General features: G+C 51.0%; 15 protein-coding genes. 9 read left to right on the top strand and 6 right to left on the bottom strand.

Annotated features, from left to right (window positions below; all coding sequences use genetic code 11):
• The first annotated feature begins 61 nt into the window (after nucleotides 1-61).
• The 4 genes from AC0Z7K_RS09435 to AC0Z7K_RS09420 all read left to right on the top strand — a co-directional run bounded on the left by AC0Z7K_RS09435 (nucleotide 62) and on the right by AC0Z7K_RS09420 (nucleotide 2,526).
• A complete protein-coding gene (locus AC0Z7K_RS09435) occupies nucleotides 62-505 on the top strand; it encodes a PTS sugar transporter subunit IIA (protein WP_413530068.1) in 444 nt (147 codons plus the stop codon).
• A 66-nt stretch (nucleotides 506-571) separates the two neighbouring features.
• Entirely contained in the window at nucleotides 572-877 is a 306-nt protein-coding gene (locus AC0Z7K_RS09430; protein WP_413530067.1) for a PTS sugar transporter subunit IIB, read from the top strand.
• A gap of 55 nt (nucleotides 878-932) precedes the next feature.
• On the top strand, nucleotides 933-2,198 hold the full coding sequence (locus AC0Z7K_RS09425; RefSeq protein WP_413530066.1) for a PTS sugar transporter subunit IIC: 1,266 nt from the start codon (nucleotides 933-935) through the stop codon (nucleotides 2,196-2,198).
• A gap of 22 nt (nucleotides 2,199-2,220) precedes the next feature.
• A complete protein-coding gene (locus AC0Z7K_RS09420) occupies nucleotides 2,221-2,526 on the top strand; it encodes a hypothetical protein (protein WP_485614097.1) in 306 nt (101 codons plus the stop codon).
• A gap of 69 nt (nucleotides 2,527-2,595) precedes the next feature.
• Here AC0Z7K_RS09420 and msrA read toward each other — a convergent pair whose 3' ends face one another.
• Nucleotides 2,596-3,138, bottom strand: coding sequence for a peptide-methionine (S)-S-oxide reductase MsrA (gene msrA / locus AC0Z7K_RS09415; protein ID WP_413530064.1), 543 nt, complete (start codon nucleotides 3,136-3,138; stop codon nucleotides 2,596-2,598).
• A 219-nt stretch (nucleotides 3,139-3,357) separates the two neighbouring features.
• Here msrA and AC0Z7K_RS09410 point away from each other — a divergent pair, with 219 nt between their 5' ends.
• Both AC0Z7K_RS09410 and AC0Z7K_RS09405 read left to right on the top strand, forming a co-directional pair.
• Nucleotides 3,358-3,987 carry a carbonic anhydrase gene (locus AC0Z7K_RS09410; RefSeq protein WP_413530063.1) on the top strand — a complete coding sequence of 210 codons (630 nt, stop codon included), beginning with the start codon at nucleotides 3,358-3,360 and terminating at the stop codon, nucleotides 3,985-3,987.
• A 76-nt stretch (nucleotides 3,988-4,063) separates the two neighbouring features.
• Nucleotides 4,064-5,194 (top strand): GNAT family N-acetyltransferase, encoded by a 1,131-nt coding sequence (locus AC0Z7K_RS09405; RefSeq protein WP_485614095.1) that lies wholly within the window; start codon nucleotides 4,064-4,066, stop codon nucleotides 5,192-5,194.
• On the opposite strand, the gene AC0Z7K_RS09400 is transcribed toward AC0Z7K_RS09405, so the two are convergent.
• A complete protein-coding gene (locus AC0Z7K_RS09400) occupies nucleotides 5,191-7,023 on the bottom strand; it encodes an ABC transporter ATP-binding protein (RefSeq protein ID WP_485614093.1) in 1,833 nt (610 codons plus the stop codon). The two genes, AC0Z7K_RS09405 and AC0Z7K_RS09400, sit on opposite strands and share 4 nt — an antisense overlap.
• A gap of 298 nt (nucleotides 7,024-7,321) precedes the next feature.
• On the opposite strand from AC0Z7K_RS09400, the gene AC0Z7K_RS09395 reads away from it, so the two are divergent.
• Complete coding sequence (locus tag AC0Z7K_RS09395; RefSeq protein WP_485614091.1) at nucleotides 7,322-7,801, top strand: Hcp family type VI secretion system effector; 480 nt, start codon at nucleotides 7,322-7,324, stop codon at nucleotides 7,799-7,801.
• Between the two features lie 50 nt (nucleotides 7,802-7,851).
• Here the strand turns inward: AC0Z7K_RS09395 and AC0Z7K_RS09390 are convergent, their stop codons facing one another.
• The 4 genes from AC0Z7K_RS09390 to AC0Z7K_RS09375 all read right to left on the bottom strand — a co-directional run bounded on the left by AC0Z7K_RS09390 (nucleotide 7,852) and on the right by AC0Z7K_RS09375 (nucleotide 11,207).
• Nucleotides 7,852-8,208 (bottom strand): hypothetical protein, encoded by a 357-nt coding sequence (locus AC0Z7K_RS09390; protein WP_485614089.1) that lies wholly within the window; start codon nucleotides 8,206-8,208, stop codon nucleotides 7,852-7,854.
• A 65-nt stretch (nucleotides 8,209-8,273) separates the two neighbouring features.
• Entirely contained in the window at nucleotides 8,274-8,660 is a 387-nt protein-coding gene (locus AC0Z7K_RS09385) for a hypothetical protein (protein ID WP_485614088.1), read from the bottom strand.
• Nucleotides 8,657-9,478, bottom strand: a complete 822-nt coding sequence (locus AC0Z7K_RS09380) for a glycoside hydrolase family protein (RefSeq protein ID WP_485614086.1) — start codon at nucleotides 9,476-9,478, stop codon at nucleotides 8,657-8,659. The genes AC0Z7K_RS09385 and AC0Z7K_RS09380 overlap by 4 nt, the downstream gene beginning before the upstream one ends.
• 229 nt (nucleotides 9,479-9,707) lie before the next feature.
• Entirely contained in the window at nucleotides 9,708-11,207 is a 1,500-nt protein-coding gene (locus AC0Z7K_RS09375) for an MDR family MFS transporter (protein ID WP_413530056.1), read from the bottom strand.
• Nucleotides 11,208-11,291: 84 nt separating this feature from the next.
• Between AC0Z7K_RS09375 and AC0Z7K_RS09370 the strand changes: the two genes are divergently transcribed.
• Together AC0Z7K_RS09370 and AC0Z7K_RS09365 are read left to right on the top strand one after the other, a co-directional pair.
• Nucleotides 11,292-11,993 (top strand): TetR/AcrR family transcriptional regulator, encoded by a 702-nt coding sequence (locus AC0Z7K_RS09370; RefSeq protein ID WP_485614085.1) that lies wholly within the window; start codon nucleotides 11,292-11,294, stop codon nucleotides 11,991-11,993.
• A gap of 125 nt (nucleotides 11,994-12,118) precedes the next feature.
• Nucleotides 12,119-13,318 (top strand): MFS transporter, encoded by a 1,200-nt coding sequence (locus tag AC0Z7K_RS09365; protein WP_413530054.1) that lies wholly within the window; start codon nucleotides 12,119-12,121, stop codon nucleotides 13,316-13,318.
• The last annotated feature ends 25 nt before the right edge of the window (nucleotides 13,319-13,343 follow it).

Here is a 13,343-nt window from a genome sequence, read left to right as displayed (position 1 = left end):
CAGTTTTTATTTAATTTAAATATCATACTGAGAAAAGACCCTATTCATATGAAGAGGTATTATGTTAAGCGACTGGATCAATGAAAATAACACCAAGATAATTCCGAAAACTGATGACTGGAAAAGTGCAGTGGCATTAGCAGTGCAGCCATTAATTGATTCCGGTGCGGCAGAAAGCCGTTATCTGCAGGCAATATATGATATGCATCGGGAAATCGGTCCTTATTACGTTTTAGGTGAAGGCATTGCAATGCCTCACGCCCGGCCAGAAGAAGGCGTTAACAGAACGGCGCTGTCGCTGGTGATTGTTTCAGAAGGCGTCGAGTTCGGCAGTGAAGATAACGATCCGGTTTACGTTATTTTCGCGCTGGCCGCTGTCGACAGCCATTCGCACATTGAAATGATCGCCAGTCTTTCTCATCTGTTCTGCGACGACGAGGCAGGAAAAAAATTAAAAGAGAGTAAAAACAAGCAGGAAGCGTTAGAGATCATCCGACAGTTTTAGACGTGAAGTGAAGAGATATGAACATAACTCGTGATTCATCACCTACAAAATGCGTAAGGAATTCTCATGAAAAGATTATCGATTTTAGCTGTCTGCGGCGCAGGTCTGGGCAGCAGCTTCGCCTGTGAAATGAGTATCGAAGCCGCCTTAAAAGATTTAGGCGTCGAAGCGGATTTATCACACTGCGATATCTCCAGCGCCACCTCGACGCGTGCCGATATTATTATGACTGGCGAAAACTTCCGCTCCCAGTTCCAGCATTACACCATCAAAGCCAATATTATTTATCTCAAGCGACTGGTGGATAAAAATGAAATTAAAACCAAGCTGACGCCGGTACTTCAGGAAATGGGTCTTCTTGCCGTCCAATAATAAAAATATTGTTATCCAATAGAACAACTCTACATCTCTACTACAGGGGACGCTTATGTCTTTCCTTCACTTTATTGTTAATGATGTATTAGGCCAGGCATCAATATTAATATCGCTGATTGCGATGATCGGTTTGATCGCATTGAAAAAAAGCCCCGGACAAATCATCACCGGCACATTAAAAACATTGTTGGGGTTTTTAGTCTTACTTTCCGGCGCAAGTATTATTGTGAATGCGCTGACCTTTCTGGGCGAAATATTCCAGAAAGGCTTTCATATGCGCGGCGTCGTTACCGACGTCGGGTCGATTGCAGGGATCGCACAACAAACGCTTGGACGAGAAACAGCATTAATTATGGTGCTGGCGTTTATCGTCAATATCCTGATTGCCCGCCTGACGCGCTTTAAATATATCTTCCTGACCGGCCAGGCCTCCTTATGGATGGCGACTGTTTGTTCAGTCATCGGCTATATGGGCGGCCTGCGTGGTGCGGAGCTGATCATTACCGGCGGCGTGATCGCCGGGGTGATGGCGGTGGGTATGCCGGTACTGGCCCAGCCAATTGTGCGCAAAATTACCGGTTCGGATGATTTTGCGCTCGGCCATTTCTGCACTATCGGCTATATCGTGCAGGCCGGCGTGGCGAAAGTCACCGGTGATGTCAGTAAAAGCACCGAAGACTTTGAGCTGCCACAGGCCTTATCGTTCCTGCAAGATACATACCTGTCGATGATGGTGGTGATGATCCCGATTTACCTCATCCCCGCTATCGCCGCCGGTCCGGACGTGGTTGCACCATTCTCCAATGGTGTTAACTATCTGGTCTACGCCTTCCTGCAATCCGTGCAATTTGTCGTGGGTGTGTATGTGCTGCTTTCCGGCGTACGCCTGCTGCTGGCGGAAATCGTTCCGGCTTTCCGTGGGATCGCCCTGCGTATCGTTCCGAACGCCATTCCGGCGCTCGATTGCCCGGTGCTGTTCCCGTATGCCCCGAACGCGGTAATCATCGGGTTTATTTCCACCACCATCGGCTCCGTCATCGGCATGTTCCTGTTCCCAAGCCTGGGGCTGGCGATGATTTTACCGGGCATGCTGACCAACTTCTTCGCAGGCGGTACGGCGGGCATTTTCGGTAACGCCGTCGGCGGACGTCGTGGCGCGATAATCGGCGGCATCTTCCACGGGCTGTTTATCACCTTATTACCTGCGCTGTTACTGCCGCTGCTGGGTAAATTCGGGTTCTCGAACGTGACGTTCAGTGACTCGGATGTCATCAGCGTCGGGCTGGTGTTCGGCCATATTCTTAACTTCTTCCACTAAGCGAACCTGAGGATTTTCAGAGATGGATACACGCATTGAGCAAATCTTAGCGCAGCAACTGCCCCCGCAGGAGGCGGCCAAAGCGCTCAACGAGCTGGGAAAACAGTATCAGGAACAGCAGGAACTGGACGCCGCCATCGCCTGCTGGGAGCAGAGCATGGTGTGTTACGGCAAGCCCGGCTTTGCGCAGGCGCAGCTGATGAAAGCCTACAACGCGCGGCGGCGTGAATGCTCACAAGCCGGAGATGGCAAGGGCCTGGAAACCTATTCCCAGAAGATTGATGCGCTGATGCAACAAAGTAAGGACGCGATCCGTTACGGTTTCTGAACGGACGGAGAAATGAAAAAAGCCAGAACCTCGTGTTCTGGCTTTGGCTTTTTAAAGATAGCGGGGATATTAAGGATTCAGCGACTTTGTCCGCTGCGCAAAACTCTTACGCAATTTCTGCAATTTCGGTGGGATCACCGCCATGCAATAACGGTTCTGCTGACCCGCGCCGTCCCAGTAATTCTGATGATAGCCTTCGGCCACATAGACTTCGCCGAGCGGCTCGATGCTGGTCACGATCGGCTGACTGTGATCGGGCTGCGCGCGCAGAATGGCGGCTTCCGCCTCGGCCTTTTGCACGTCATCGGCAGGGAAAATCACTGAGCGATATTGCGTGCCGACGTCGTTACCCTGGCGATTAAGCTGAGTCGGATCGTGTGTGACAAAGTGGATATCCAGCAGATCGCCGTAGCTCAGTTTTTCCGGGTCGAAGCCGACGCGTATCGCTTCCGCGTGGCCGGTAGCACCGCTGCAAACCTGCTCATACGTCGGGTTTGGCCGCGCACCGCCGGTATAGACACTTTCTACCGACTCTACGCCGATGACGTCTTTGAATACCGCTTCCGTACACCAGAAGCAGCCGCCGCCGAAAATAGCGTATTCGATTGTCATAAAGACTCCTTCACGTTGAGTACAAGGTAAATATGAGGGCATAAATATAAGGATAAAGGTATCACAACAAAATAAAGCCCACTGGTATTTATCCGGACTGCCAACGTGTCTTTATGGATAAAGTCATTTACCTTAGAAATAATAGTGGTATTGCGTCTGATTGATCTGCTTATTTATTCGTGGCAGTATCATTACCATTGAAATATACGGAATTCCCACATGAAAGACGTTATTGAAGGTTTCCTCAGATTCCAAAAAGAAGCGTTTCCCCAACGCTCTACGCTCTTCAAAAAACTCGCAACAAATCAAAATCCTAAGACACTTTTTATTTCGTGTTCAGACAGCCGTCTGGTACCGGAATTAGTCACCCAGCGCGAACCGGGTGAACTGTTTGTGATCCGCAATGCCGGTAATATCGTGCCGCCATTCGGGCCTGAACCGGGCGGCGTTTCCGCGACCGTCGAGTATGCCGTTAAAGCACTGGGCATTAAGGATATTGTGATCTGCGGGCATTCCAACTGCGGCGCAATGAGCGCAATAGCCAACTGTACCTGTCTGGATCACATGCCTGCGGTCGCCCACTGGCTGCGTTATTCGGATGCGGCAAAAGCCATCAACGAAGCGACTGAACATGAAACACCGGAAGCCCGCGTAAACGGTATGGTGCATCAGAATGTGGTCGCACAACTCGGTAATCTGCGCACGCATCCTTGTGTGGCGGTCGCTTTAGCCAAAGGCGAAATTACCCTGCACGGCTGGGTTTATGATATTGAATCCGGCTCTATTGAAGCCTATGACGGCAAGACTTTCATCTCGCTCTCCGATAATCCGGAAGTCACCGCCTCATAATATCTCTTTCCGGGAGCTGAATGGCTCCCGGATGTCCGCCTTACCCTGCCCACTTTCTTCCTCACCGGAAAAACTCATGCCGATAAACGCGTTTACCCATCTGGCCGATTTACCTGCCGCGCAGTGGGACGCGCTGGTGCCTGCGCAGCAACCGTTCCTCAGCCACGCGTTTTTATCCACGCTGGAAGAGAGCGGCAGTTTGGGGCCGAACTCTGGCTGGCAGTCCGAGCACCTGGTATGGCAGGAAAACGGCAAAATCCTCGCCGCCATTCCCGGTTACCGCAAGCGTCATTCATATGGTGAATACGTGTTTGATCAGGGCTGGGCGGATGCATGTCAGCGTTCGGGCATTGCCTATTATCCGAAATGGCTGGGCGCAGTGCCGTTCAGCCCGGTGACCGGCGCGCGTTTGCTGGGTGATGAAGCTGCAGCAGTCAACTTATTGCAGGCGCTGCCGGAGTATCTGGTAGAAAACGGCCTGACCGGCGCACACATTAATTTCACCGATCCACGCGCCAACCAGCTGATTGGCCGCGAAAAAGTCTGGCAGCACAGACTCGGCTGCCAGTATCACTGGCAGAACCGGGACTATCGCGATTTTCAGGATTATCTCGATGCCCTCACCTCGCGCAAACGTAAGCAGTTTCGCAAAGAGCGCGAACAGGTCGCGGCGCAGGGCATTGAGTTTGTCTGGCTGAAAGGGGCCGACGTGACCGAAGCGCAGTGGGATTTTGTCTACCGCTGCTACAGCAATACCTACGCAGTACGCGGCCAGTCGCCCTATCTGACCCGTGCTTTTTTCAGCCTGCTGGCACAGCGGATGCCGGAGGCGATCCGTCTGGTCGTCGCGCAGCAAAGTGGTCGCGACGTGGCGATGGCGTTCAGTTTAATCAGCGGGGATACGTTCTATGGCCGCTACTGGGGATGCCTTGCCGAGTTCGACCGGCTGCACTTCGAGACCTGCTTTTATCAGGGGATGGAGTACGCGATTGTCAACGGGCTGGCGCGGTTTGACGCAGGTGCCCAGGGCGAACACAAACTGCTGCGCGGCTTTGAGCCGGTGATCACCGACTCGTGGCACTATTTACGGCATCCGGGGCTGCGCGATGCCGTGGAAGATTTCTTAGTGGAAGAACGTGCCGGCGTGCAGCGCTGGGCGGATGAAGCCCGTGCAATGCTGCCCTACCGGCACAGTGCCGAACCTTAATCCATCCCGACAAATCCACCGGTCTGATGCTGCCATAAACGGGCGTAAAGCCCACCGTGCGCCAGCAGCTCGGCGTGACTCCCCATCTCGACAATCTGCCCTTTCTCCAGCACCACCAGACGATCCATTTTGGCAATCGTCGACAAGCGATGCGCGATGGCGATCACCGTTTTGCCGCCCATCAGCGTCTCCAGACTTTCCTGAATCGCCGCTTCCACTTCGGAATCCAGCGCCGACGTGGCTTCATCCATGATCAGAATCGGTGCGTTTTTCAGTAATACGCGCGCAATCGCGATACGCTGACGCTGCCCGCCGGAGAGTTTCACGCCGCGCTCGCCGACGTGCGCATCCAGCCCGGTTCTGCCCAGTGAATCATAGAGTTGCGGAATGAACTCATCGGCGCGAGCCTGCCGGACTGCCTGCAACAATTCCTCTTCCGTTGCGCCCGGCCGGCCATAAAGCAGGTTATCGCGGATGGAACGGTGCAGCAGCGAGGTGTCCTGCGTGATCATCCCGATTTGCGCGCGCAGGCTTTCCTGCGTGACGTCGGCGATGTTCTGCTCATCAATCAAAATGCGGCCACCGTCGATGTCATACAGGCGCAGCAGCAGGTTCACCAGCGTCGATTTCCCCGCGCCGGAAGGCCCTATCAGACCGATCTTCTCGCCGGGGCGGATCGCCAGATCCAGATCCTGGATCACCCGCGCACCTTTCCCGTAGTTAAAGTTAATATGATCGAAGTGGATCGCCCCGCGATCGACCTTCAGCGCCTTCGCCTGCGGTTTATCCGTGACGGTCAGCGGCTGTGCGATGGTGTGCAGGCCGTCCTGAACCGTGCCGATATTTTCGAAAATCCCGTTCACCACCCACATGATCCAGCCGGACATATTCACAATACGGATGACCAGACCGGTCGCCAGCGCAATCGCGCCGACGGAGATCAGCGACTGCGTCCACAACCACAGCGCCAGCCCGGTACTGGCGACAATCAGCAGGCCGTTCAGCGTGGTAATAGCGAACGCCATACCGGTGAGCAAACGGCCCGCCAGCTGCGTTTTGTACGTCTGTTCGGTGATCGCATCACGGGCGTACTGCTGCTCCATGTCGCTGTGGGCAAACAGTTTGAGCGTCGCGATATTGGTGTAGCCATCGACGATGCAGCCCATCAGTTTAGAGCGCGCTTCGGAGGATTCGACCGAACGCTGCTTCACGCGCGGCACGAAGAACCACAGGCAAATGGCGTAGCAGAAAATCCAGATAATCAGCGGGATCATCAGCCGCCAGTCAGCTTCGGCAAACAGGAACAGCGCACTCGCGGCGTAGATCACCACGTGCCAGATGGCATCGACCATCTGCACCGCCGAATCCCGCAGCGAGCTGCCGGTCTGCATGATGCGTTGGGCGATACGCCCGGCAAAATCACTCTGAAAGAAGTTCAGGCTTTGCTTGAGCACATACTTATGGTTTTGCCAGCGCACCATGCTGGTCATGCCCGGCGTCAGGGTCTGATGCACCAGTAAATCGTTCAGCCCGAAAAACACCGGCCGCAGAATCATCGCCACCGCCGCCATCCAGATGAGTTCCCCACTATGTTCGGAGAAGAAACTGCCCGGCGGCGTATCTTTGGTGAGATCGATAATCTGGCTGAGATAACTGAACAGCGACACTTCAATCAGCGATGCCACCAGCCCGACCACCAGCAGCACCGCAAAACTCGGCCAGACCTGGCGTAAATAATAGAGATAGAAAGGAAAAACTTTATCCGGCGGCTCCCCGCCCGGCGCCTCACGGAAGATGTCGATCATTCGCTCGAAACGGCGAAACAGCATGGCACACCTCTTAAGTAATTTGTCGTCAGGGCTGTCCTGCTCTGATGTTCTGGTTTCATAACGTAACAGAACCTATAAGCGTAGAGTATTTTTTGTGTTCTACCTATTAAAAATATGCATTCTTATTATTCCGTTATAATTATAAAAAGGTTTGGCATTTATATTAAAACAAACATCAACCCGATTTGGGTCTCATTTTCAATATTCATTTCATGTTAAAAATAGCTTTATAATAGAAGAGCATGATTCGCTTATTTAGAAATAACACTCTGAAAGTTTTCATAAAGGAACATTAAAAATGTCAAACTGCACATATTTAACCATAACAGGAAAGACGCAAGGATTAATATCAGCAGGTTGCTCAACCTACAGTTCCATCGGCAACAGATTTCAGTCCGGCCATGCAGATCAGATACTTGTCTATTCTTCTCAACACGATATCACCCGAGATGAAAATGTTAACCATCATCCCCTCAGGGTAACAAAGCCTCTGGATAAATCGACACCATTATTGCTTGTCGCAATTTCTAATAATGAGAAAATTCAATGCACTCTGGACTACTTCAGAACTTCACAGTACGGCGTACAGGAAAAATACCTCACCCTCAAACTGACAGACGCCACCCTTGAAAGCATTTCATCTACCAATCCCAGTACACTCCCTGGTGGCGACTCTCAACCCTACGAGACGCTTTCATTACGTTACGAAACAATAGATGTCACGCATCATATCGCCGGAACTTCAGGCTATAGCTTATGGATTGACAGAGTCTTATAGGAGTCTAAAAAGTGCCATTTGAGGATTAAATGGCACTTTTTTAAGATATTCTAATTCGCAAGGCATTCGTCGTGAGAAAGGATTTTATTGTGATAAAAAATATTTAACACCCAAACTTCGTGGGAATTTTCTTCTTTAGAATAATCCGGATTTAAAGTATAGCTGTATTGACCATTATCGAAAACATACCCTTGGAAATCATAGCTGTGGGAATTAAACATAACCCGACCTTTCAGTTTCAATCTTGCGCCAGTATTTTTATTTATCCCGTCGTAATCTACATCCTGACAAGCCATCTCCCCCTCTTCGCAATTATATTTCAAATCGATATCGAAACGTTTACATCTAAAATCTGGCTGACCGGGGTGAAGTTCATAATTGCTCGAAAAACAAGTTGTGCTCCACATAGTCAGAATCCCGATAATCATTATTTTATTCATTATTTAAAATCCAATCATTCGTATAAATTTACCTAATACATTACGCCATAGTCACTTATAATATACTTCCCTTTAATGGATACATTTAACCTCCATTTTTCATCAGGTGTATCTGATGGTGTATAATCAGGCGTCAATAAATAAAGGTATTGCCCATTTTCAAATTCATACCATTGACGGTTAGCTTGTGGATTCACCATTAACTGACCTTTCAGATGAATTTTACCCCCTGTTTTTTTGTTGATCCCATCATATGTTACATTTTGACAAGCTAAGTTTACTCCCGGGCAAGGTACTTTAAGTTCTATTTCGAATTTTTCTCCCTGAAAAGAATAGACACCAGGATGTAACTTGTATCTATTCGCATAACAATTTTCTGAGGTGAGGAGAAATAACAACACTATTGTAAACAATCTCATCGCGCATAAACTCCATTATGGAAAACATTGAGCTCAGACTTTCTCCTATTTATTACCCCTTTCGTAATATGTCCATTAGAATATTTCCAGCGTAACCATGCTTCATCTATATCTACACTAGACTCACCATTTATGATTTTTAATACTTCTGATGTAATAAATCCTTTGTCTTTTTCAATACTTCCATATCCTATGTTAAAAACAAAAATCATTATCGCATCATATTCATTTTGAGAAAGAGGAACTTTTATGAGTTTTTTTGTTTTAATTTCCATTTCAAAAATATCTCCCTGATAAAGTTCATTAGATTTCATCTCATTTATTCCTGTTTTGAAAGATTCGAATTCTCTTTCTCCACTAATTAGATGTCCATATCCAATAGTAGCGCCTTTAATATATTTCGTAATTTCATGACCTGTACCATCAAAATAAGGCCTCAACCTCAAACTCTCATAATTCTTGATTAACGCATGTCCCTGCGGGCTAACAGACAAGTCATTAACATTTTTCCTCACTCCCCCGCCTGCTGGCAGATTACTCGCCGTCGGCACAGGCGTGTCCAGACGTGCGTTCCCCTGTGAGAAATGCCCAAACTGCAACCGACGGAGGGTTGCACCACCGGGTTCAACCAGGCCATCAGGCAATGACATAAACCGTTGCTGAAACTTTCTTATGGCGGCCACGGTTTTCGGCCCACAATTGCCATCTACAATCAGCTCCGAAAATCCAGCACTCTTTAAACGATATTGTACTTCGATAACGTCATGAAATAAGTTGTCGCCAAAGTAGCCGACACTTCGACTTAATGATGAGGACATATCTACATCCTTATTACTATGCAATAAGTTGCGGTGATTTATAATTTCATCTTTTAAAAATTTAAGAATTATTCATCTAATAAATACATGGAGCATTGGAATAAATGATTAACTGTGGGTTATTGATTTATAAATACCAGAAATAGGAAAAGGGAGGGAGTTTTTTTACAGAGGAATTTAAAGAATGTGGGCCGAAGCCCACAATATTGAAACGACTCAACGAAACATTTTATTTCTTCAGCACAGCATCTTTTTGCAACAGCGACAACACGAACGCCAGTACCATCACGCCGGCGGAAATCTGGTACACCGAATGCAGCGCCGAGGCGAACGCCTGTAAATAATCATCGCGGATTGCCGCCGGTAACTGTTGTACTGCCTGCGCGCCCAGCGAGCGCGGAAGCTGCGTGCCTTCGGGGATCAGTTTCTCCAGTTGCGTCCGCAAACCATGGGTGAAAAGGGCGCCGAAAGCCGCCACGCCGATAGACCCCCCGATAGAACGGAACAGCGTCACGCTGGACGTCGCCACGCCCAGTTGTTTCATCGACACCGAGTTTTGCACCGCCAGTACCAGCACCTGCATCACCATACCTAACCCGAAGCCGAGCACGCCGATATACAGATAAAGCTGCGGCAGCGTGGTGCTGAGTTTGAGGTTACCCAGCATCAGCATGCCGATAAAACTCAGCAAGGTGCCGAAAATCGGGAACAGGCGATAGCGTCCAACGCGACTGATAATCCGGCCACTGACAATCGAGCTGACCAGCAGCGCGCCCATCAGCGGCAGCAGTTGCATCCCGGCTTCCGACGGTGACGAGCCTTTCACCACCTGCAAATAGAGCGGCAGGAACGTCATCGAGCCCATCAGCGACATCCCGATAATAAAGCTGATGGCGCAGCTCAGCAGGAACGTACGGTCGCGGAACAATCCAAGCGGAATGATTGGCTCCGCCGCCAGCGTTTCTTCATAAATAAAGCCGCCGAGCGTCACCACGCCAAATGCCAGAATGCACCACAGTTGCGGATCCGACCACTGATAGACCGTGCCGCCTTCGCTGGTAAATAAAATAATGCTGGTCAGCGCCGCCGCCAGATACGCTGCGCCGAGGAAGTCGATTTCGTGACGGATGCGTGCGGTCTGTGATTTCAGCGCCACGCCGATGACCAGCAACGCAAAAATACCCAGCGGCAGGTTGATGTAGAAAATCCAGCGCCATGACATGTGCTCCACCAGAAAACCGCCGATCAGCGGGCCGATGACCGTCGCCAGCCCGAACACGCCGCCGAACAGCCCCTGATATTTTCCGCGTTCAGCGGGCGGGATCACATCACCCACCGCGGCCATGGTCACTACCATCAGCCCGCCGCCACCCAGTCCCTGTAACGCACGCATGAGGATCAGCTGGGTCATATTCTGTGCCAGACCGCAAAGAACGGAGCCAAGGAGAAATACCACAATCGCCGTCTGCAACACGATTTTTCGGCCCAGCAAATCGCCGAACTTACCGTAAAGCGGCACCACGATGGTCGATGCCAGCAGATATGATGTCACCACCCAGGAGAGCTGATCCAGCCCGCCCAGTTCACCGACAATCGTCGGCAACGCCGTCGAGACAATGGTCTGGTCAAGCGCGGCCAGCAGCATCACCAGTAGCAGCGCGGAGAACAGAAGCTTGATCGAAGGCCTGGCTTCCGTCACCTCACTCTGCGCCGAATTCATAGTTGTCATGAATGCATTCCTGACTTGTAATTAATTAACTGTATAATTAATATTGACGCATCACTTTCATCCGGTCAATGGATCACCCCGCCCATGACAGACAGAAAAATCTCAGAAAAAGCGACGACAGCACAAAAGGTTCAAAAAGATGGCGTGACAACTCCACGCCGTCCGGGTCGCCCGAGCGGGGTTAAAAAAGGTGTGGATAAGCGTGAACTGCTGCTCGATGCCGCCCTGAAACTCTTTGCCCAGTCCGGCATCGCCGAAACGCCGCTGAGCATGATCGCCAAAGAGGCGGGCGTGACCACCGCGATGCTGCATTACTATTTCAACACCCGCGAGCAGTTGCTGGACGTGCTCATCGACGAGCGTTTTCAGCCAGTGCGCGCCGGTTTCAGCGACATCTTTGATATCCACGCCGACGATCCGCTGATGGCCATCACCTCAATGGCGCAGTGCATGATCGATGCGGCAGTAAAATATCCGTGGGTCGCCCCGCTGTGGGTGCGGGAAGTGATTAGCGAAAGCGGCATGCTGAAAAAACGGATGGAAGAACGCAATGGCGATAAGAACCGGAAAATCGTGCACGACTGCATCACCCGCTGGCAAGCCGAAGGCCGCCTGAATCCGGATCTCGATCCGGCGCTGCTGTTCATCACCCTGTTTGGCCTGACACTGTTCCCGCTCGCCTCGATGAAAATGCGCCAGGGCGCCGCCTCACCGATTTCACCCGAAGCGCTGCGTAAACACGTTTCAGTGTTGCTCTTTAACGGCGTTGCGCCGCAGAAGTCATAAGCTGAACCCTTACAGCTGCGGTAATCTCTCTTCATTCTCTTATTTTTGTATCGAAAAATACTGCGCAGACTCGACTATTATCACTGGCTAGCCGTCACCATCAATACATAGGGAATGCCTTAAGAATGAAGGGAATGCCGCCGCTGATCCTCGCGCTGCTCACCAGTTCGTTAGTACTTACTATCGGGCGCGGTGTCACACTGCCGTTTATTACGATTTACCTGACCGAGCACTACCATCTGCTGCCAAAAAGCGTCGGGATTATCCTCGGTGCCAGCCTGGCGATCGGCATTCTCAGCGGCCTGTACGCCGGTTATCTGGTCGATAAATTTAATCACCGCACACTCATCACCGTATCCATCAGCTCTTTCGGCCTGAGTTTTTTACTGCTGCCGGTGCTGCCGAACGTCACCGGGGTTCTGCTGGTGCTGGCACTGCTTAATGCCTCTTATGCGCTGCTGAGCATTACGCTCAAAGCCTGTATCGCCAGCTGGTTACCTGTCGAGAAACGGGTCAAAGCATTTTCGATGAACTACACGCTGGTGAACGTCGGCTGGGCGGTCGGTTCATCGCTCGGTGTCTGGCTGGCGGGGTTTAGCCCGATGCTGCCGTTTGTGATTTCCGGCGTACTGGCGCTCGGGACGGTAATTTCTCTCGGCTGGGGATTACGCAACATTCCTCACAAACCGCCGCAGGCCGTGCTGGAACAAAAACCGCTGCCAAAACCCAACCTGCGCCAGACGCTGGGCATTCTCGCCCGCGATCGCCGCCTGATTTACTTCACGCTGGGCAGCACGCTCGGCTCGGTAGTCTTCGGCCAGTTTGCCGGGTATCTCTCGCAATACCTGATACTCGTGTCGAATGCGGAGTTTGCCTATAAAATCATCGGCGCGGTGATGATCACCAACGCCGTGATTGTTATCGCCTTCCAGTACGTTTTAAGCAGCCGGATGAAGCAACAAACGCTGCTGAAATGGCTGTTCCTTGGCACAGTATTCTTTATCGTCGGGCTGATCGGATTTATGACCGCCGGAGAATCCGTACTGTTCTGGATGATTGCGATGGCGATTTTCAGCTTCGGCGAACTGATCGTCATTCCGGTGGAATATATGTTTATCGACTTTATCGCCCCGGAAAACATGAAAGGCAGCTACTACGGTATGCAAAACCTGAGCAATCTCGGCGGCGCGATCAACCCGGTCATGTGCGGTTTTCTGCTCAGCTACGCCGCCCCGTCGGTGATGTTTATCGCACTGATCGCCGCTTCGGCTGGCGGATTGGTATTCTTCTGGATGGGACACCGGCTGGCGGCGCGTACGCATTAAACTGCAGCGAACATCTGCTTTTGGA

The sequence above is a fragment of the Rahnella sp. 1L-D-7-B-C2 genome (genome assembly GCF_057290995.1).
Note: the sequence above shows the minus strand (reverse complement) of the source record. Positions and strands in the feature narration are given on the sequence as shown.

What these genes read in the sequence shown, in the direction of transcription:
- AC0Z7K_RS09435 (WP_413530068.1), top strand. Translation starts at nt 62, where the DNA reads ATGTTAAGCGACTGGATCAATGAAAATAACACCAAGATAATTCCGAAA.
- AC0Z7K_RS09430 (WP_413530067.1), top strand. Translation starts at nt 572, where the DNA reads ATGAAAAGATTATCGATTTTAGCTGTCTGCGGCGCAGGTCTGGGCAGC.
- AC0Z7K_RS09425 (WP_413530066.1), top strand. Translation starts at nt 933, where the DNA reads ATGTCTTTCCTTCACTTTATTGTTAATGATGTATTAGGCCAGGCATCA.
- AC0Z7K_RS09420 (WP_485614097.1), top strand. Translation starts at nt 2,221, where the DNA reads ATGGATACACGCATTGAGCAAATCTTAGCGCAGCAACTGCCCCCGCAG.
- msrA (WP_413530064.1), bottom strand. Translation starts at nt 3,138, where the DNA reads ATGACAATCGAATACGCTATTTTCGGCGGCGGCTGCTTCTGGTGTACG.
- AC0Z7K_RS09410 (WP_413530063.1), top strand. Translation starts at nt 3,358, where the DNA reads ATGAAAGACGTTATTGAAGGTTTCCTCAGATTCCAAAAAGAAGCGTTT.
- AC0Z7K_RS09405 (WP_485614095.1), top strand. Translation starts at nt 4,064, where the DNA reads ATGCCGATAAACGCGTTTACCCATCTGGCCGATTTACCTGCCGCGCAG.
- AC0Z7K_RS09400 (WP_485614093.1), bottom strand. Translation starts at nt 7,023, where the DNA reads ATGCTGTTTCGCCGTTTCGAGCGAATGATCGACATCTTCCGTGAGGCG.
- AC0Z7K_RS09395 (WP_485614091.1), top strand. Translation starts at nt 7,322, where the DNA reads ATGTCAAACTGCACATATTTAACCATAACAGGAAAGACGCAAGGATTA.
- AC0Z7K_RS09390 (WP_485614089.1), bottom strand. Translation starts at nt 8,208, where the DNA reads ATGTGGAGCACAACTTGTTTTTCGAGCAATTATGAACTTCACCCCGGT.
- AC0Z7K_RS09385 (WP_485614088.1), bottom strand. Translation starts at nt 8,660, where the DNA reads ATGAGATTGTTTACAATAGTGTTGTTATTTCTCCTCACCTCAGAAAAT.
- AC0Z7K_RS09380 (WP_485614086.1), bottom strand. Translation starts at nt 9,478, where the DNA reads ATGTCCTCATCATTAAGTCGAAGTGTCGGCTACTTTGGCGACAACTTA.
- AC0Z7K_RS09375 (WP_413530056.1), bottom strand. Translation starts at nt 11,207, where the DNA reads ATGACAACTATGAATTCGGCGCAGAGTGAGGTGACGGAAGCCAGGCCT.
- AC0Z7K_RS09370 (WP_485614085.1), top strand. Translation starts at nt 11,292, where the DNA reads ATGACAGACAGAAAAATCTCAGAAAAAGCGACGACAGCACAAAAGGTT.
- AC0Z7K_RS09365 (WP_413530054.1), top strand. Translation starts at nt 12,119, where the DNA reads ATGAAGGGAATGCCGCCGCTGATCCTCGCGCTGCTCACCAGTTCGTTA.